Raw genomic sequence first — 17,561 nt, 5'->3', positions numbered from 1 at the left:
CCGTGAATCCGTCTCCCTCCCAGACACCGCCCGAAAAGAGGCCGGAGCTGGATGACGCGCCGCCGCTCCTGGGCTCGTGGCGCAACGTCTATCTGCTGGTGTTCGGCGCCTTCGTCCTGTTCCTCGCGCTGTCGTCGCTGCTCACCTGGGTGTACTCGTGACCTTGCTTGATTGGGTGGTGCTTGGCGGAACGATTGCGTTCATCGTCATCTGGGGGATGTGGAAGTCCCGGGGCGCGAAGAACACCGAGGACTACCTGCGCGGTGCGCGCGAGCTGAAGTGGCCCACGATTGGCCTCGCGGTGATGGCCACGCAGGCCAGCGCCATCACCTTCCTCTCCGTTCCGGGCCAAGCGTACGAAGACGGCATGCGCTTCGTGCAGTTCTACTTCGGACTGCCGTTCGCGATGATTCTCATCAGCGCGGTCTTCGTTCCCATCTACTACCGGCTGAACGTCATCACCGCGTACCAGTACCTGGAGTCCCGCTTCGACTTGAAGACGCGCCTGTTGGGTGCCTTCCTGTTCCTGGTGCAGCGGGGCCTCGCAGCGGGCATCACCATCTATGCCCCGGCCATCATCCTCTCCACCATCCTCGGCTGGCCGCTGGAGCCCACCGTCGTCGCGATGGGCGCGCTGGTCATCCTCTACACGGTGACGGGCGGCTCCAGCGCCGTCAGCCAGACGCAGAAGCAGCAGATGGTGGTGATGATGGGCGGCATGGTGGTGGCCGCGCTGGTCATCCTCTGGCGGCTGCCCAAGCACGTGTCGTTCGGCGACGCCGTGGACGTCGCGGGCGCGTTTGGTCGGATGAACGTGGTGAGCTTCGACTTCAACGTGCAGGACCGCTACAACTTCTGGTCCGGCATCACCGGTGGCTTCTTCCTGGCGCTGTCGTACTTCGGTACGGACCAGTCGCAGGTGGGCCGCTACCTGACGGGGCGCTCCATCTCCGAGAGCCGGCTGGGACTGCTGTTCAACGGCGTCCTCAAGCTGCCGATGCAGTTCCTCATCCTCTTCGTCGGCATCCTCGTCTTCGTCTTCTACCAGTTCAGCACGCCGCCCCTGCTCTTCAACGACACGCTGGGCGAGCGCATGCGCGCGACGACGCAGGCGGGAGAGTACGCGGCGCTGGAGGCGAAGTGGGAGCAGGTGCAGTCCAGCAAGCGCGCGGAGGTGGAGCGCTACCTCGCGGCGGGTGACGCGGGTGATGCCGCCACACAGGCGGGGGTCCGGGAGGCCCTGCGCGCCTCCTCGGGCGAGGCCAGCGCGGTTCGCAAGGAGGCCAAGGCCCTGGTGTCGCGCGCGCTGCCCGGTGCGGAGACCAAGGACTCCGACTACATCTTCATCAGCTTCGTGAAGCGCTGGCTGCCCAGCGGGCTGTTCGGGCTGCTCATCGCCGTCATCCTGTCAGCGGCCATGAGCTCCATCGCCAGTGAGCTGAACGCGCTGGGGGCCACCACGACGGTGGACTTCTACCGGCGCGTGTTCCGCCCGGAGGCGTCGGACCGGCACGTCCTCATCGCCTCCAAGCTGTTCACCGTGTTCTGGGGACTGGTGGCCGTGGGCTTCGCGAGCTTCGCGTCGCTGCTCGACAACCTCATCCAGGCGGTGAACATCCTCGGCTCCATCTTCTACGGCACGGTGCTGGGCATCTTCCTGGTCGCCTTCTTCCTCAAGCACGTGCGGGGACACGCGGTCTTCACCGCGGCCGTCATCTCCCAGGCCACGGTGATTGGCCTCTTCATGCTCAGCGACATCGGCTACCTCTGGTTCAACGTCATCGGCTGTGTGCTCGTCGTCGCGTTGAGCCTGGCGCTCCAGGTCGTCATGCCTCGCGAGCCGCAGGTCGCGCCGGCCGCGGAGGTGTAGGGCGCGGGCTTGGGCCCCATGAGGGGCCCGCCCTGGAGCGATGACCTCTCCGGCGTCGTCGACGAGGCCCGGAGTGGGGCCCAACGGGTGGAGGCGCCTCGCGCGGGACGTCCGAGCGAGGCCCCTGCGCGCCGACGCCCGGGCTAGCGAGGACCCACGAGGTACATGCAGGTTCCCGACGAGGGGGGCGGGGTGACCTGTGAGAACCACGGTGGGCAGCCCGAGCCCATGCTGCCCACGGTCATGGACGTGCCCAGGCTCATCCCCGCCATCCGCCAGATGACGACCTGCCCCGAGCTCGGGTTGTGCCAGGCGATGTCTGGGATTCCATCGCGCGTGTAGTCCGCGGTGGCGCCGACATAGAAGGCCAGGGACATGACGGGCAGGGGAAAGGAGCCGATGATGGCGGTATTGTTCATTCGCCAGATGTCATTCTGGCCCGAGGTGCGGTGGCGCCAGAGCAGGTCCGTCCTCCCATCTCCGTCGAAGTCCGCCGCGCCCACGATGTACCAGGGGAGCGCGCGAGGAAGCGGCGTTGAGATGCCGATGGGCGTGGGCCCGGACATGTACTGGTAGAAGAACTGCCCCGTGGAGCGGTTGTGCAGCACCAGGTCCGTCTGCCCGTCCATGTTGAAGTCCCCGGACGCGGCGACGTACCAGCTCGACGACGGGAGGACGCCCGAGATGGGCGCCATGCCGAGCACACTGAAGGAGCTGTTGAGGAAACGGATGGCCGTGCCGGCCGACGCGGGCGTGTGGAAGACGAGGTCCGGGTCCGACGTCGGTCCGCCGAAATCGGAGGCGGCCTGAACCACGAGCGACGGCGACACGGCGGGCATCACCGCCGTGGCGGCCAGGGAGGGGCCGGCCATGAGCCAGGTGAGCATGTTGCCCGTGGCCTGGTTCCTCCACAGCAGGTCGGAGTTCGGGTCGCCATTGAAGCTCACGACATCGCCGAGGATGGCCTGGGACTGGGTGCCCTCCGGCGCGACGCCTTCGTCGAGCGTTCCCTCCGGCGCGCCACAGCCCAGGACACCTCCAGCAAGACACAACGTCAGCACGGTCTTCTTCATGTTCAGCTCCCCCACGGGTGACTGCTCTTCGGAAACGGCGTGACTACACGGCCACGGCCTCGGTGATGCTGAGCGCCGCCGGCGTGGTCGGCGATGCGCTGCGCGGGATGCACGCTGGGTGAAGTCATGGCGCGCATCTTGTCCCATGCCCCCGACGCGAAGCCAATACATGCACATACCCGCCGTTGTGGTTTGGAGTGTCTCAATGCGTCAGTCGCCATCGCCGGGGGAACTCCTCGCGGTTGCGTTACCGCCGTGAAATGTGTCGGCACTGAGTACTCCCTTGCACACCTTGCATGGCGCCGACGTCACAGCTGGATGTCGCCGCGACGATTCCGGCCGCGAACAGGGTCAGCCTGTTGATGGGGCTGGGCGATGGCTCGCTCGCGGAGAGGCAAGACGTCGTCCTGGAGGCGATGCCCATGGGGCTCGTCGCGGGGAAATTCAACGCCGATGACAGACTCGAGCTGATGGTGAGCCAGGACGGAAGTGCTCCCCTCAAGCTCCTGACGACGACCTGTCTTCCCTGACGCAGGGGCCGTCCACGACTCTTGAACGCCGCCCGCGAGTGGCCCCGCTTGGGGGAACGAACGACGCGTAACGTCTTCGTTTCGAATCTGCTTGCCGCGATTTCGCGTGCGCTGATATGTAACGAGTCGTTGACATATGAGTCCTCGCTCCGCCCACGCCCACCTGCCCACGTCTTCGGGGCCGTCCTCGACGCTCGACGCGGTGTTCTTCGCGCTCGCCGACAGCACCCGGCGGGCGCTGCTGGCCCGGCTCCGAGGCTCCGAAGCGACCGCGGGGAGCCTCGCCACGGGCTTCGCGATGACCCGGCCCGCGGTGTCGCGCCACCTGCGCGTGCTGCGCCAGGCGGAGATGGTCCGCGAGGAGCGCCGGGGACGCGAGCGCGTCTACACGCTGGAGCCGCTGCGCCTGCGGCTCATCAGCGATTGGCTCGATGACTACCGCGTGTTCTGGCCCGCGCGGCTCCATGACCTGAAGCAATTCATCGAGTCGATGCCCGACGACGACGCTCCAGGCCCACCCCAGGTCCCGGTGCGTCGCGCCCCACGTTCCCTGAAGAGGAGACCCCGATGAGCCCGTCGTTCGAGCACGAGTTCACCTTCAAGCTGCCGGCTCCACCCGAGCGGGTCTACCGCGCACTGACCGACCCGGCCGAGCTGCGTCACTGGTTCGCCGAGCACGCCGAGGTCGAGCCGCGCGTCGGTGGGGCCTACCGCTTCTGGGGCAAGGCCACCCTCGGCGCGCCCCGCGAGCCTGGCCGCGACCAGGTCCTGACGGCGCTCGAGCCCGGCCGCGAACTCAGGTTCAGCTGGACGATTCAAGGCGTCCCGACCGAGGTGAACTATACGCTCCAGTCAGGAGAGGGCCCGGACGCGTGTTCACTGGTGATTCGCCACGCCGTGCGAGGGCAGCTGCCGTTTCGCCAGCCGCGTCACGTGATTGACGACCTGTGGCGCATCCACACCGGGAACCTCAAGGACCACCTTCGCGAGGGCATCCAGCTCACGCTGCCCGACTTCAGCAGCAATGCCCCCGAGGTGCGCGCATCGATTGAAATCGCCGCGCCGCCCGCGAAGGTGTACCGCGCCCTGCTCGTCCCCGAGCTGATGAACCGCTGGCTCTTTGGCGCCGCCCGCGTCGACGCGGAGCGCGGTGAGATTTCCTACGGATGGAACTACACCTGCGAGGGCAGGTCCGTGGCGGGCGGCCCCACCCGCATCCTCGAGAAGGTCGAGAACGAGCGCCTGGTCACCGATTGGACCGACTGGCGGGGTGAGCCGGACAAGCCGATGACGCGCGTGACGTGGCTGCTGGAGCCCCTCGCGGAAGGGCGCCACACGCGCGTCACCGTCATCCACGACCGCTTCGAGCTGCCGGTCGACCGCAGCGACTACCAGCAGGGCTGGGCCGGGTTCCTGCGCCACCTCGGCAAGGTGGCCACCGACGCGAGCTGAGTCCGTCGGCGAACCTCGAACGCCGCCCGCGCGCGGGCACCTCCCACGGGCGGGCGGCGGATGGAATTACGACGGCGAGCCTCAGAGCTCCGTGCAGTTGAGCGCTATCTTCCGATGCTCCAGCGCCTGTCGGATGCCGCTGTAGACCACTCCGTTCGACGCGAGTCCGACGTGCTCGACGAGGTTGTCCTTGCAGAAGTCCTGCACCGTCACGTTGCACTGCAGCGCCTCGCCCGACGGGCTCGTCCGGTCACAGTTGTCCATCTTCCCGTTCGAGTTCGCCTTGGTGAACACGTCATGCAGGGTGTTGATGTTGGTGTAGTAGACGGGGTCGTTCGGTGGGCGCGTGTTGATCTCCGCGATGAACGCCGAGCCCGCCTTCATCTGCTTGCAGGGCAGCGGGTCCGCCGCGGTGCCGGTGCAGTTGAACAACAGGCGCGCCACCAGGGCGAGCAGCGGGTCGTCGTCGGTGCCCTTGTGGGGCGTGCCCAGGCTGATGATGCTCTCCACCGACGCATTGCCGAAGTCACGCACGTACGCGCGGGCCACCGCGCCACCCTGGCTGTGGCCAATCAAATGGACCTTGCTCGCGCCCGTCTGGAGCAGCACGTCCGCCACCTTGAACTTGAGCTGTCGCGCGCTCTCATGCAGGTCAATCAAGCCGCCGCTGGGCAGCTCGAAGAAGAAGCGCTGGTAGCCATCCCTGTCCAACCGGCTCTCCAGCGTCCAGTACAGGATTTCGCTCGCCAGGGTGCCGCCGACGATGACGACCGGATTCTTGCGCGCCGTCGGAGTGGGCGAGGGAGTCGGCGTTGGCGCGGGAAGCGGTGTGGTGGCGGGGACGGTGGTGATGCCGCAGCTCAGCACGCTGGCCTGTGCGCTGCCCGGGTTGCTGATGAGCGGCGGGTCCGCGCCCCAGCAGGACCAGGCGCCGTCCGCCTGGGGACCGTGCTGCACCATGAACTGTGCATGCACGGAGCCATTGCCGGCATAGGAGAGGTCGCAGCCACCACTGATGACCTTGCCCGTGGCGGCGGCGAGGGCGCGGGGATAGGCCATGCCCGTGGTCTTCACGCCATGGCTCACCGCGCAGCGCAGCGCGGGCTTCGGGATGAGGAGGGCCGCCTGCGCGGGGTCCACCGCGAGCTGACACGCGACGAGTGACGCGGTGACGGTGGCGTCCTGTGGATGGTTCGGCGGGTCCGCGGCCTGACAGCGCCAGCCCTTGCCGTTCGCCGTGGGCTTGGAGACGACGACGTTCTCCGCGTGGATGGAGCCGTTCAGCGCGTGGGAGGAGTCACAGCCGCCGGAGACGACGACATAACCCTCGGTGGCGAGCTGGGGGGTGAGGGACACCTCCGCGAGCGGGTTGCGCGAGGGGCCCGTCTTCGAGCTGAGCGTCTTGCACTGCAAGCGCAGGCTGCTGACGTTGGGCGCGCTGGCCTTGCAGAAGGTGACGGAGGCCTTGGCCCACGCGGGATTGATGACGAGCGCGGGGTCGGCGCCCTTGCACCGCCAGCCGAAGTCCCCGTCGGGAGCGTTCTGCACCATGACCTCGGCGTGCGCGGAGTCGTAGCCGAAGCGCGACACCTCGCACCCGCCGCCCACGCGGACGTAGCCCTGTTGCTGTCTGGCGAGCGGCACGGAGGCCACGGCCTTCGGATTGGCGCCGAGGCCGGTGGCGGGAGCGCGCTCTTGAATCGTCTGACAGTCGAAGGTCACCTGCGCCGAGGCCGTCGTGCCCACGAGCAGGAGCGCGGCGAGGAGGACTCCACGTGGGCCATGTGCGGGGCTCATCGCGTCGCCTCCGGGGTGGGAGCGCGAAGGTCCTCGGGATGATGGCGACGGCAAAGCCGCGTCACGGAGCGCGCCAGCGCGTGCGTGGCGGTGTGAAGCGGAATGAAGTGGGGCTGCGTCATGGAGTCACTCTCCCTGCGGCGGCGAGCCAGGGCCACGCCGCACGCGGGGCGGTGATCTGCAAGCGCTGGACCCGTGACAGGGATGGACTTGTCCAAGAGCAGGGCGGAGCGATGTTCCTCACGCCAACAATCGAAGACAGTCAAAACGGACGCGTCACGGACACGTCAGCGAAGCCGCGTGACACGTCAGCCCGGAATGGACAGCCATGACTCGGGACAGGCCGGCTCCTGGTCTGCCTGGACCCATCCCGGGACACTCCGGACACGCCCCGTGTTGCCGAGAGCGGGCTCCACCTGCGAGCCCGCTCCCGTGGCGAAACCTCAGCCGCCCAGCTCGACGTTCTCGAGCACTCCGAGCGCATCCGGAATCAGGAGCGCCGCGGAGAAGTACGTGCTGACGAGATAGGACGAGATGGCCTTCTCGCTGATGTCCATGCGGCGCACGGACAGGCCCGGCTCGACTTCGTCCTGGAGCCCCGTGCGGTGCAGGCCGATGACGCCCTGGTCCGACTCACCGGTGCGCATCACGATGATGGAGCTGGTGCGCTGCTCGGTGATGGGAATCTTGTCGCACGGCAGGATGGGAACGCCGCGCCACGCCATCGCCTTGGTGCCCTGCACGTCCACCACCGTCGGGTACAGCCCGCGACGGGTGCACTCCCGGCCAAACGCGGCGATGGTGCGCGGGTGCGCCAGGAAGAAACGTGACTTGCGGCGCCGGCTGAGCAGCTCGTCCATGTCGTCCGGCGTCGGAGGGCCGGAGCGCGTGTGGATGCGCTGCTTCAGGTCCGCGTTGTGGAGCAGACCGAAGTCACGGTTGTTGATGAGCTCGTGCTCCTGCCGCTCCTTCAGCGCCTCAATCGTCAGCCGGAGCTGCTGCTCCGTCTGGTTCATCGGCCCGTTGAACAGGTCCGCGACACGGGTGTGCACGCGGAGCACCGTCTGCGCCACGCTCAGCTCGTACTCGCGCGGAGCCAGCTCGTAGTCCACGTAGCCGCCGTGCAGTGACGGCTCACCGGAGTGACCCGCGGCCATCGGAATCGCCGCCTGCCCCATCTTGTCCTGGGGCTTCTTCAGGCGCTCCTTGTACCGCGCGACGTGTGCCTGCAGGGCAGGGGACTGCTTGATGAGGTCCTCGAACACCTGCTGCGGCAGCGCCAGCACCGTGCAGGCCGTGGTCGCCTTGACGCTGAAGCTCCACTGGTCGTTCGACTCCACCACCGCCTGGTCACCGAAGTGGTCGCCGTCCGCGAGCACGTCCAGCACCAGCTCGTCCCCGTACTTGCCCTTGCCCAGCTTCTTCGCCTTGCCGTGGGCCAACAGGAACACGTGCTCGGCGGGAGTCCCCGCCTCGACGATGGACTCGCCGGCCTTGTACTCCTTCTGGACGAAGCGGCTCGCCAGGGCCTGGAACACCGCGCTGTCACCCTCGAAGCCGCGCAGCAGCGGCAGCTTGTGCAGCTCCTGGGCGGGCACTTCCACCCGGGCGCCCACGTTGCCGAAGTTGAGCCGGTCGTCTCCCACCGAGTAGCTCAGGCGACGGTTGACGCGGTACGTGCCGCCCGTCACCTCCACCCACGGCAGCATGCGCAACAGCCACCGGGGGGTGATGCCCTGCATCTGCGGTACGGTCTTGGTCGTCGTCGCGAGCTGCCGAGCACCCGCCGTGCTCAAGCTCGTCAACTGCGAGTCCATTCCGCCGCCTGGATTGTTTGGGTTCGTCATGGCGTCGGGCTTTCGTTACTCCGAGCGGCCAATCTCGACGCTCTCCAGGATGCCCAGCGCGTCCGGGATGAGGACGGCGGCGGAGAAGTACGCGCTGACCAGGTAGTTGATGATGGCCTTCTCGTTGATGCCCATGAAGCGGACAGAGAGGCTGGGCTCGATTTCGTCCGGGATGCCGGCCTGGTGCAGACCGACGACGCCCTGGTTCTTCTCACCCGCGCGCATCAGCAGGATGGAGCTGGTGCGGGAGTCGGAGACGGGAATCTTGTTGCACGGGAAGATGGGGATGCCGCGCCAGGCGGGCACCATGTTGCCGTTGAGCTCCACGCTCGTGGGGTAGATGCCCCGGCGGTTGCACTCCTGGCCGAAGGCGGCGATGGCGCGCGGGTGCGCCAGGAAGAAGGACGGGTCCTTCCACACGGTGGAGAGCAGCTCGTCCATGTCGTCCGGCGTCGGAGGGCCGGAGCGGGTGTGGATGCGCTGCTTCAGGTCGGCGTTGTGCAGCAGGCCGAAGTCGCGGTTGTTGATGAGCTCGTGCTCCTTGCGCTCCTTCAGGGCCTCCACCGTCAGACGCAGCTGCTGCTCCGTCTGGTTCATCGGCTCGTTGAAGAGGTCCGCGACGCGGCTGTGAATCTGGAGCACCGTCTGCGCGACGCTCAGCTCGTACTCGCGCGGCGACGTCTCGTAGTCCACGTACGTGCCCGGCAGCACCGGCTCGCCCGTGTGGCCCGCGGCCAGCTCGATGGCGGCCTGGCCCGACGTGTCCTGCTTCTTCTTCGAGCGCGCCTTGAACTGCTCGATGTGCTTCTGGAGCGAGGGCGCCTGGGCGACCACCGCCTCGAACGCGGACTGCTGGAGCATCAGCACGGTGCACGCCGTGACGGCCTTCGCCGTGAAGGTCCAGAAGTCCTGCGACTCCAGCAGCGCCTGGAAGCTGTAGTGGTCGCCGTCGGCGAGCACGCCAATCACCGTCTCGTCGCCGTACTTGCCGGCGCCAATCTGGTTCACCTTGCCGTGGGCGATGAGGCAGATGGAGTCCGCCTCCTGGCCCTTGGCGGTGATGACCTCGCCCGCCTTGAACTCCTTCTGCTCGAAGCGGTTGGCCAGGGCCTGCAGCACTTCCACGTCGTCGAACCCGCGCAGCAGGGGCAGCTCACACAGCTCCTGGGGGATGACCTGGACCTTGGCGCCGGCCGTGGTGAACGTCACGCGGCCGTCGCCCACCGCGTACGTCATGCGGCGGTTGACGCGGTACACGCCACCGGACACCTGCACCCACGGCAGCAGCTTGAGCAGCCACCGGGAGGAGATGCCCTGCATCTGCGGAACGGACTTGGTCGTCGTCGCGAGCTGCCGCGCCGCCGCCGTCCCGAGGCTCAACAGCTGGTTCTCTGCTTCGTTGCCGGGCTTCATCGAGTTCGCCATGAGGGCACCTTGTCTTTCAGAGGTGGGGAGACTGGGAAAAGGTTGGGATTACGAATGAGTCAGGACTGGCGGAGGGCGCTGAACATCGAGGCGATTCGGGCCGCGGAGGTGCCCAGCCCCGTGGGGCCGTGCACGTGAGGCATGGGCTTGCGGCTGCCCTTCAGCTCGAACTCCTTGTACCGGTCCACCGTCTGGTGCCAGATGAGCACGCCGGCCATCCAGTTCTGGAGCTTCACGACGTACAGGTTGAGCTTCTCCTGCGCCCGCGCGTCCAGCTTGAAGTTGAGGATGAGCGACGGCAGCTCGGTGGCGACGGTGTGCTGGAACTGCTCCATCCGCGCGGTCATCAAGTCATTGACGACCTCCACTGCCTGGGTGGGCGCCAGGTCCAGGAAGCGCTGGACGACGAGGACGCCGTTGTTCAGCTCGCCCTCGTACTCAATCTCCTTCTGATAGGAGAAGACGTCGTTGGTGAGGCAGGCGTAGTCGGCCGCCGAGTTCTCCAGCGAGCGGATGGGTCGGGTGTGGAAGATTTCCGCCGGAATCGCGTCGCCGTGGGCCAGCCGCGACAGGCTCATGGTCAGGTCCGAGCCGAACGTCTTGCGGCGCATCTCCACATAGTCGACCGGGTCCGGGACGCGGTTCTGTATCTGATTGGCCAGCTCCCACAGCCAGCTCTCCGTCATGTCCTGGATGGCCTTGCGGAACAGGTTGCGCGCGTTGGGCGTCAGGTTGGCCGCGGTGCGCGCCCACAGGTCGGCGAGGCCCCGCTCCACCGGGTTCGTCGCGACCGCCGTGCTGGTGGCCGGGTCGTCCGGCATGAACGCCGTCAGCCGGGCGTTGAAGAGCTTCGCCCCGGCCATGTCCTTGGTGTAGCCGTAGAAGGCCGGGAAGTAGTCGTCCGCGTAGGTGCCCCAGACGAGCCAGCCCGCGGTCAGATTCAGCTCGGCGACGGAGGCGTCCGGATGGATGAGCGCGCCGCACAGCGCCACGTCCGCGACGTCGAACTTGTGGTCATCCCAGATGTACACGCCGGGCAGACCGGGCAGCGCGTCCAGCATGCCCATGCGCCGTGCCCACGCCTTGGAGTCCTTGCGCGAGCCGTCCAGGTGGGGGCTGAGCCCCGTGGTGTACGGCATGTAGAACTTCGGAGGCACCAGGTGGCCCACCGGCTGATAGGGCACGTGGGCAAAGCTCTTGAAGCGCTTGAGGCCCAGCGCGCCGGGCGACAGGGGGATGCGCAGCGCGGACGTGCCCAGGCCCGGGAAGGGGAGGTTCAGCTCGGCGCCGGGGCCCGAGACGGGCTTCATGTAGCGGCTGGAGCGCAGGTGCCACTCGTGGCCACCGGACTGCCAGTCCTGGAGCCCTCGGATGTAGACGAGGACGTTGGCCTGCTCCACCGGGTTGAGGCCGTGCTCCGCGAAGAGCGAGGGCAGCTCCGTCACCGCCGTGTTCTCGAACTGCTGGAGCCGCGACGTGAGCACGTCGTTGACCAGGTTGGCCGCCGCCTGCGGGTCGATGTCCAGGAAGCGCTCCATGACGAGCACGCCGTTGGACAGCTCGCCTTCCTCCAGAATCTCCCGCTCGTAGGAGAACAAGTCGTTGCGCAGGTGGACCGCGTCCGCGAACGAGTGCTTCAGCACCAGCATGGCCCGGCTGGCGGCGATGCGGTCCGGGACTTCAGCGAAGACAGCGTGCTCCACCAGGTCCGCGGACCAGGGCGCCCCGCCCACCTTGCGGCGCATCTCGATGTACTCAATCGGGTTGGAGACCCGGTGCTCACTGATGTTGTCCAGCTCCCACGTGGACTCGTCCAGGAGCGCCTTGGTGCTCTCGAAGAAGCGCTTGCGCCACTCCACCGACTTGGAGGGCACCGTGCGCATCCACAGGTCCGCCAGGCCCGCCTCCACCGGGTTGGTGGGCTTGGGCATGGGCGTGGACAGGTCCACCGGCATGAACTGGGGAAGCCGGTCCAGGTACGCCTTGGAGCCCTCGCGGTCCTGCGGACGCTTGTAGATTTCGAGGAAGTGGTCGTCGAAGTAGAAGACCCAGACGTACCAGTCCGTGATGAGGTCCAGCTCCGGGCTCGGCGCCTCCGGATGGGTGTAGGCGCACAAGAGCGCGTAGTCCATCGCGTCGAACTTCTTCTCGCTCCAGATTTCCGGAGCGCTGCCGTCCTTGGGCGCGCCGATGATTCCCAATTCGCGCGCCCACGCCTTGGAGTGCACCCGGGCTGCTTCGAGGTTTGGATTCAGGCGCGCGGGCCAGGGGACATAGAACTCTGGCAATACAAAAGGATGTTTGTCTCGCGCCTTGGCCATGGGTGCCCCTCGTTGTGACGGGCGCCTTGTAGAGTGTTCAAAAAGATGAATCCACGGATTACTCAACCAAAAGATAAAATCGATGGAACACTGTTAATTCTGAGTCTCCAGGCAGGGTGGGTCCGCACCCGGTGGGGTGATAATGATTGGCTCGTTTTCTCAAGGAGGGAGAGAAATTGGACGACAGTCGTTGACGGGGGAATGAAGTGTTCGTGGAATTGTTGCTTGTTATTGCGCTCGCGTCGGCTTGGCTCGGGCGAAGAGGCCGGGCTAGCGTCACGGCCATGCTCCTCGTCACGCAGGGCCGTGAGCCGCGCAGGCAGTTGCTTCTCAAGCCCGCACCCGGGTCGAAGCAGGTCGTCTCCGCCATCCACGCCTCGTCCGTCACGGTGGAGACGGGCGGCACGACGCGGCGCGCGCCGCCAGCGCCCTCCACGCGGATGACCTTCATCATCCACGTCCAGTCGGTCTCCCCGGAGGGGGACACGCGCTATGACTTCACGCTCGACGCGGTGGACCTGCTCGTCCACCCCGGCACGTCCGAGCAGCACGTGGATGAAGTCCGCAAGAGCCTGGCGTTCCTCCCGGGCCTCACCGGTGCGGGCCTGTCCGGATGGCGGGGCAACACCCTGGACCTGAAGCTGCCCGCCCACCTGGAGCCCCAGCGCCGCAGGGAGCTGCAAGACCTGGCCAAGGCGCTCCAGTTCGTGGGCAACCCCTTTCCCCAGGAAGCCATTGGCCTGGGCGCGCGGTGGGATCAGCCGCTGTATGGCAGCGGCCCCGTGGGGACGCAGGGCACCGGCAGCTTCGAACTCTTTTCATTGGAGGGAAGCCGGGCGGGGACGCGCTTCCTCATCCAGCAGACGTCGAAGAACCAGCCCGTGCCGGCCGAATACCAGACGCGCTCGGACAGCTCCGAGCGGATGATGATCCGCTCACAGACCAAGGGGGAGACCGTCTTCCGCTTGGACAGACTCTGGCCCGCAAGCAGTGAGATGGAAATGCGCGTCCAGGCAGACCTGTCCTCGGAGAAGGAAGACCCGCCCCGTCGACTCAAGGTCATCACCGACGTGAAGGTGCGCCTGGAGGAGAAGGACCGCTGAAGGGAACGTGGGACGTCTTGCTTTGGCGACCCGCCTTCCTGCCTCACACAACTCCTCGCATCGAATCTCGGATAATCTCTTTCGAGTGACGAGTGGACCCGCATTGCGGGCTGGACTCGTGTAGGTCCATGTCCGCCGTGGCGGACTTTCGCGGAGTCGGGGGCATGCGAGTCAACGAGGGCGGTTCCACTCGAGCCACGGGTACAGGGGATTCAGGCGCTTCGAGCGCGGCGGCGGAAGCCGAGCGGGCCGCTCGAGCGGCGCAGCTCGCGGCGGAAGCAGCGGCCCGTGCGGCGGCGGAAGCGGCCCGGGCCCAAGCCGCGCAGGCGGCCCAGGCGCAGGCCCGCGCGGAAGCCGCGGCCAAACAGGCGCAGGAAGCGCTGAAGCAGGCGCAGGCGGCGCTCGCGGAGGCGAAGAAGAAGAACGCGCCCAAGGCCGAGCTGACCCGCGCGGAGCAGGCCGTGAAGCAGGCCACGACGTTCGCCCAGCAGGCGGCGACGTCGGCCCGCAATGCGGGCAACCGGGCCACCAACGCCAGCTCCTTCGTTCCGGCCAATACCACCCAGGTTCCGGCGCAACGGCAGACGCCCGCGGGCCCTCCGGGCGTCACGCCGGGCTACACCCGCGAGCAGGCGGCCAAGGACGCCACGGAGCTGTACCGCGCGACGAAGGGCGGCCTCACCGGCTGGGGCACGGACGAGGCCGCCATCTTCAAGACGTTGGACAAGCGCACGCCGGGCGACATCGCGCTCATCCGCCAGTCCTTCCGGGAGCACTACAAGGAGCACCTGGACCTGGTCCTGCGCGACGAGCTGAGCGGTGACGAGCTCACCCGCGTCAACAACATCCTGTCCGGCAACAAGGGCAACGCGGGCGCGGCGGCCATCCAGGAGCAGACGGGCTTCTTCGGGGACAAGGACGCCATCGTCAACACGCTGCGCGACGCCAGCCCCACGGAGCGTCAGTCCATTGCCCGCTCCTTCCAGCAGATGTACGGCAAGGACCATCCGAACATCCGGGCCTCCACGCCCGAGGAGTTCATGAAGCAGGCGCTGGGGCCGCGCCTGGATGACGCCCAGCGCACGCAGCTCAACAGCCTGCTGGACACCACCCGCGCCACCACGCCGGAGCAGGTGACGCAACTGGAGGCGGGCGCGGCGCGCTCCAAGGTGCATGACGCGCTCCAGGGCTTCTTCGGCGCCGACAGCGACAAGGTCTTCGACACGCTGAAGAACCTGCCCCCGGAGCAGAAGAAGGTCCTGCTCGCGGACGCGGCGCTTCAGGCGGAGCTTCAGAAGAAGCTGTCGAAGGAGGACTACACCCGCGCCCGCGGGCTGATGGAGGACAACCCGGCCGCCGCCAGCGCCGCGCAAATCAACAGCGCGACGCAGGGCTGGTTCGGCGCGGACGAGAGCGCCATCCTCGACGTGCTGAAGAACACGAAGCCGGAGGACATGTCCGCCCTCAAGGCGGAGTTCCAGAAGCAGACGGGCCGCTCGCTGGAGTCCGAGGTCCGGGGCTGGGGCGGCGCGGACACGCAGGTGGGCCTGCGCTACCTCAACCCTCCCGCGGCCGATGACAAGCTCGGCCAGGCGCAGGCGGCGGCCGAGCAGCTCCACCGGGCCATGGACGGCGTGGGCACGGACGAGGCGGCGCTGCGCGAGGTGCTGGGCAACAAGTCCAAGGCGCAAATCAATGACATCACCGCCGCGTACCGCGACCTCTACAAGCGGGACTTGCGCTCGGACCTGACGTCGGAGCTGGGCGGGCGCGACAAGTTCGAGATCGTCGACCAGATGTATGACCTGGGGGCCATCGACCCCAAGGCGCCGGATGCGGCGAAGCAGCAAGTGGACCGCCTGCGGGCTCAGCAGCAGTTCGAGCAGAGCGGCGGCCTGGGCATCATCGACACCATCCAGAACGTCACCAAGGGCGAGTCGGACTCGGAGCGCCTGGAGCGCAACCTGACGGCGGCGGAGACGGCCATCGCCACGGGCGACACGTCCGCGGCGCAGCGGCGCACCACGTACGCCACGGATGACGTGAAGGACCTGCAGGAGACGAAGGACAGCACCGCGGACATGGCGGCCACGGCGGCCGTCGCGGTGGTGACGACGGCGGCGGTGGTTGCCACCGGTGGCGCGGCGACGCCGCTGGCCATCGCGGGCTACGCGGCGCTGGGCGCCACGACGCGCGTGGCGACGCAGGCGTACTTCAAGGGCGACTCGCTGGGCATGGACGGGGTCGCCCAGCAGGCGGTGGTGGGCGCCGTGGAGGGCGGCACCGCCGTCATCCCCCTGCCCAAGGGCCTGGGCGGCGCGGGCGCCACGGCGGCCACGGAGACCGTCGAACAGGTCGCCAAGCAGACGGTGGGACAGCGGCTGCGCAGCACGGCCATCCAGGGCGCCTGGGAGGGCGGCGTCGGCGGTGCGCTGGGCGGAGCGACGGACCAGTCCCTCCAGAGCGAGACGTGGAAGAACGGCCTGCTGCCGGGCCTCCAGCAGGTGGGCCAGCGCGCGGTGGTGGACGGCACGGTGGGCACCGTGTTCGGCGCCGGCGGTGGCGTGGCCATGGATGGCGTGATGCAGGGCGCCGCCCGCCTGACGGCTCCGCGCGAGGTGCCGGTGCTGACGAACCCGGCGCTGGACGGCGGGACCGTGCACGTGCGCTACGGCGACGGGCGGGTGCGAATCGAGGCGGGGCCGGACGCCACGCCCGCGCAAATCCAGGCGCACATGGAGACGGCCCGCACGCTCCAGAAATACGAGGGGCCGCTGGGTCAGGTCCGTCAGCTCAAGGACCGGGTGAATCAGGCGCTCACGGGGCAGCCGGGCTACGGCACCCAGGGCTTCGAGTCCCAGCTCGAGGTGAAGAAGCTCAACGCCATCATCAAGGACCTGGAGGGAGTGCAGCAGCGCATCGACACGCGGCTGCAGAAGCTCAACGGCAGCGGCGAGGTGCCCACGGCGGCGCAGCGCGAGGTGATGGAGCGCGAAATCGCGGACCTGCGCGCGCAGCTCGACACCCACGCCGCGCAGGTGGGCTCACTGGCCCCGGCGCGCGGCTATGTCGCGGCGGAGCAGCTCAGCAAGGGGAAGACGGAGGCGCTCAATCGCGGCTATCCCACGACGGAGGCCGAGGGGCTGCCGAAGGACCACTTCTGGGTGGAGAACGAGAACGGCCAGCTCTACCTGCAGCGCAACTCGGTGGAGAGCGGGCCCCGGAAGCTGTACGAGCCGTCCGGCAAGGAGGCCGAGGGCATCTTCGGGGAGTTCACCGACGCGCCCACCGGCTACATCGAGCCCAAGTTCCCCGCCAACGTCACGCGCCAGGAGGCGTTCGACGCCCTGGGCGGCAACAATCCGAAGTCGCCGTTCGGCGCCTGGGTGAAGTCGCTGGAGGCCGAGGGGCTCATCAAGGACAAGCAGGAGCTGGTCAATCTGCTGCGCGAGTCGCCCGGGGGCCTGTCGTTCGGCACCGTGCGCCACGAGCTGAAGGACAAGTACACCGACCAGCTCCTCACGCGGATGACGGACCCGGCCCGGCTGCGCGCCACGCCCGCCTACGCGGAGGCGCTCAAGGTCACCAAGAGTCCCGAGCAGGCGCTGGTGGCCGCAAGCCACACGGAGATGCTGCGCATCACCCGGGAGCTGGGGCCCGCGGACAAGGGCGCGCTCGCCCAGCGCTGGTACCAGTCCACCTTCGAGAGCACGCGCCACGGCGCCACGGAGGTCACCGTCAGCAAGCAGGCCGCGGCCGACCTCGGCGTCAGCTTCACGGCCAACCGCCGCATCGACGTGCTGGAGCCGGGCACGGTGCGCGAATTGAAGAACGTCTCCACGAAGTTCGGTGAGCGCGAGCAGGAGCAGTTGATGGACCTGGTCAAGCTCTACGGCAAGACGCTCGACGGGACGGATACGCCCATCGAGCAGGTGGTGGAGACCTTCGTGGACCCCCGGGGCGTGGTGGCCAACTCCAAGTTCCTGCACGACATGTTCGACGGCTCCGGCGGCCAGTACCTCAAGGTGGAGGTCTTCAAGGCCGACGGGACGTCGCTGATGATTGATGCCAACAACCGGGGTATCCTCAACCAGAGTCAGGCGGAGCTCGAGAAGACCCTCGGCATCACGAGGTAGCGGGGGC

General features: G+C 67.8%; 12 protein-coding genes. 7 read left to right on the top strand and 5 right to left on the bottom strand.

Features of this window, described 5'->3' with window-relative positions:
* The first annotated feature begins 2 nt into the window (after positions 1 to 2).
* Positions 3 to 161: a hypothetical protein gene (locus tag FJV41_RS52085; protein WP_174457688.1), complete on the top strand. Its 159-nt coding sequence runs from the start codon at positions 3 to 5 to the stop codon at positions 159 to 161.
* Positions 158 to 1,870 (top strand): sodium:solute symporter family protein, encoded by a 1,713-nt coding sequence (locus tag FJV41_RS05835; protein WP_141641411.1) that lies wholly within the window; start codon positions 158 to 160, stop codon positions 1,868 to 1,870. Before FJV41_RS52085 ends, FJV41_RS05835 begins: the two co-directional genes overlap by 4 nt.
* 143 nt (positions 1,871 to 2,013) lie before the next feature.
* Here FJV41_RS05835 and FJV41_RS05830 read toward each other — a convergent pair whose 3' ends face one another.
* Entirely contained in the window at positions 2,014 to 2,943 is a 930-nt protein-coding gene (locus FJV41_RS05830) for an FG-GAP repeat domain-containing protein (protein ID WP_181790414.1), read from the bottom strand.
* 296 nt (positions 2,944 to 3,239) lie between these two features.
* Here FJV41_RS05830 and FJV41_RS52080 point away from each other — a divergent pair, with 296 nt between their 5' ends.
* The 3 genes from FJV41_RS52080 (at position 3,240) to FJV41_RS05815 (ending at position 4,925) form a co-directional block, all read left to right on the top strand.
* Entirely contained in the window at positions 3,240 to 3,473 is a 234-nt protein-coding gene (locus FJV41_RS52080; RefSeq protein WP_181790418.1) for a hypothetical protein, read from the top strand.
* Positions 3,474 to 3,609: 136 nt separating this feature from the next.
* Positions 3,610 to 4,044 carry an ArsR/SmtB family transcription factor gene (locus FJV41_RS05820; protein ID WP_141641409.1) on the top strand — a complete coding sequence of 145 codons (435 nt, stop codon included), beginning with the start codon at positions 3,610 to 3,612 and terminating at the stop codon, positions 4,042 to 4,044.
* The gene (locus tag FJV41_RS05815) at positions 4,041 to 4,925 is read left to right on the top strand and encodes an SRPBCC family protein (protein ID WP_141641408.1); all 885 of its coding nucleotides are present in this window, start codon (positions 4,041 to 4,043) and stop codon (positions 4,923 to 4,925) included. Before FJV41_RS05820 ends, FJV41_RS05815 begins: the two co-directional genes overlap by 4 nt.
* An 81-nt stretch (positions 4,926 to 5,006) precedes the next feature.
* Here FJV41_RS05815 and FJV41_RS05810 read toward each other — a convergent pair whose 3' ends face one another.
* The 4 genes from FJV41_RS05810 to FJV41_RS05795 form a co-directional block, all read right to left on the bottom strand.
* Positions 5,007 to 6,722, bottom strand: a complete 1,716-nt coding sequence (locus FJV41_RS05810; protein ID WP_141641407.1) for an alpha/beta fold hydrolase — start codon at positions 6,720 to 6,722, stop codon at positions 5,007 to 5,009.
* Positions 6,723 to 7,165: 443 nt separating this feature from the next.
* Entirely contained in the window at positions 7,166 to 8,569 is a 1,404-nt protein-coding gene (locus FJV41_RS05805; protein WP_141641406.1) for a family 2B encapsulin nanocompartment shell protein, read from the bottom strand.
* A 15-nt stretch (positions 8,570 to 8,584) separates the two neighbouring features.
* Positions 8,585 to 9,994 carry a family 2B encapsulin nanocompartment shell protein gene (locus FJV41_RS05800; protein WP_141641405.1) on the bottom strand — a complete coding sequence of 470 codons (1,410 nt, stop codon included), beginning with the start codon at positions 9,992 to 9,994 and terminating at the stop codon, positions 8,585 to 8,587.
* Between the two features lie 59 nt (positions 9,995 to 10,053).
* Positions 10,054 to 12,315 carry a family 2 encapsulin nanocompartment cargo protein terpene cyclase gene (locus tag FJV41_RS05795; protein ID WP_141641404.1) on the bottom strand — a complete coding sequence of 754 codons (2,262 nt, stop codon included), beginning with the start codon at positions 12,313 to 12,315 and terminating at the stop codon, positions 10,054 to 10,056.
* Positions 12,316 to 12,599: 284 nt separating this feature from the next.
* Between FJV41_RS05795 and FJV41_RS05790 the strand changes: the two genes are divergently transcribed.
* A complete protein-coding gene (locus FJV41_RS05790) occupies positions 12,600 to 13,418 on the top strand; it encodes a hypothetical protein (RefSeq protein ID WP_141641403.1) in 819 nt (272 codons plus the stop codon).
* A gap of 164 nt (positions 13,419 to 13,582) precedes the next feature.
* Positions 13,583 to 17,554 carry an annexin gene (locus FJV41_RS05785; protein WP_141641402.1) on the top strand — a complete coding sequence of 1,324 codons (3,972 nt, stop codon included), beginning with the start codon at positions 13,583 to 13,585 and terminating at the stop codon, positions 17,552 to 17,554.
* Positions 17,555 to 17,561 lie beyond the last annotated feature (7 nt).

It is taken from the genome of Myxococcus llanfairpwllgwyngyllgogerychwyrndrobwllllantysiliogogogochensis, from assembly GCF_006636215.1.
In the GTDB taxonomy this organism is placed as follows: Bacteria; Myxococcota; Myxococcia; order Myxococcales; family Myxococcaceae; genus Myxococcus; species Myxococcus llanfairpwllgwyngyllgogerychwyrndrobwllllantysiliogogogochensis.
The sequence above is the reverse complement of the archived record's forward strand: the minus strand, read 5'-3'. Positions and strand labels throughout refer to the sequence as shown.

Coding starts and splice junctions, on each gene's coding strand:
- FJV41_RS05830 (WP_181790414.1), bottom strand. CDS start 2,943: ATGAAGAAGACCGTGCTGACGTTGTGTCTTGCTGGAGGTGTCCTGGGC.
- FJV41_RS52080 (WP_181790418.1), top strand. CDS start 3,240: ATGGCGCCGACGTCACAGCTGGATGTCGCCGCGACGATTCCGGCCGCG.
- FJV41_RS05820 (WP_141641409.1), top strand. CDS start 3,610: ATGAGTCCTCGCTCCGCCCACGCCCACCTGCCCACGTCTTCGGGGCCG.
- FJV41_RS05815 (WP_141641408.1), top strand. CDS start 4,041: ATGAGCCCGTCGTTCGAGCACGAGTTCACCTTCAAGCTGCCGGCTCCA.
- FJV41_RS05810 (WP_141641407.1), bottom strand. CDS start 6,722: ATGAGCCCCGCACATGGCCCACGTGGAGTCCTCCTCGCCGCGCTCCTG.
- FJV41_RS05805 (WP_141641406.1), bottom strand. CDS start 8,569: ATGACGAACCCAAACAATCCAGGCGGCGGAATGGACTCGCAGTTGACG.
- FJV41_RS05800 (WP_141641405.1), bottom strand. CDS start 9,994: ATGGCGAACTCGATGAAGCCCGGCAACGAAGCAGAGAACCAGCTGTTG.
- FJV41_RS05795 (WP_141641404.1), bottom strand. CDS start 12,315: ATGGCCAAGGCGCGAGACAAACATCCTTTTGTATTGCCAGAGTTCTAT.
- FJV41_RS05790 (WP_141641403.1), top strand. CDS start 12,600: ATGCTCCTCGTCACGCAGGGCCGTGAGCCGCGCAGGCAGTTGCTTCTC.
- FJV41_RS05785 (WP_141641402.1), top strand. CDS start 13,583: ATGCGAGTCAACGAGGGCGGTTCCACTCGAGCCACGGGTACAGGGGAT.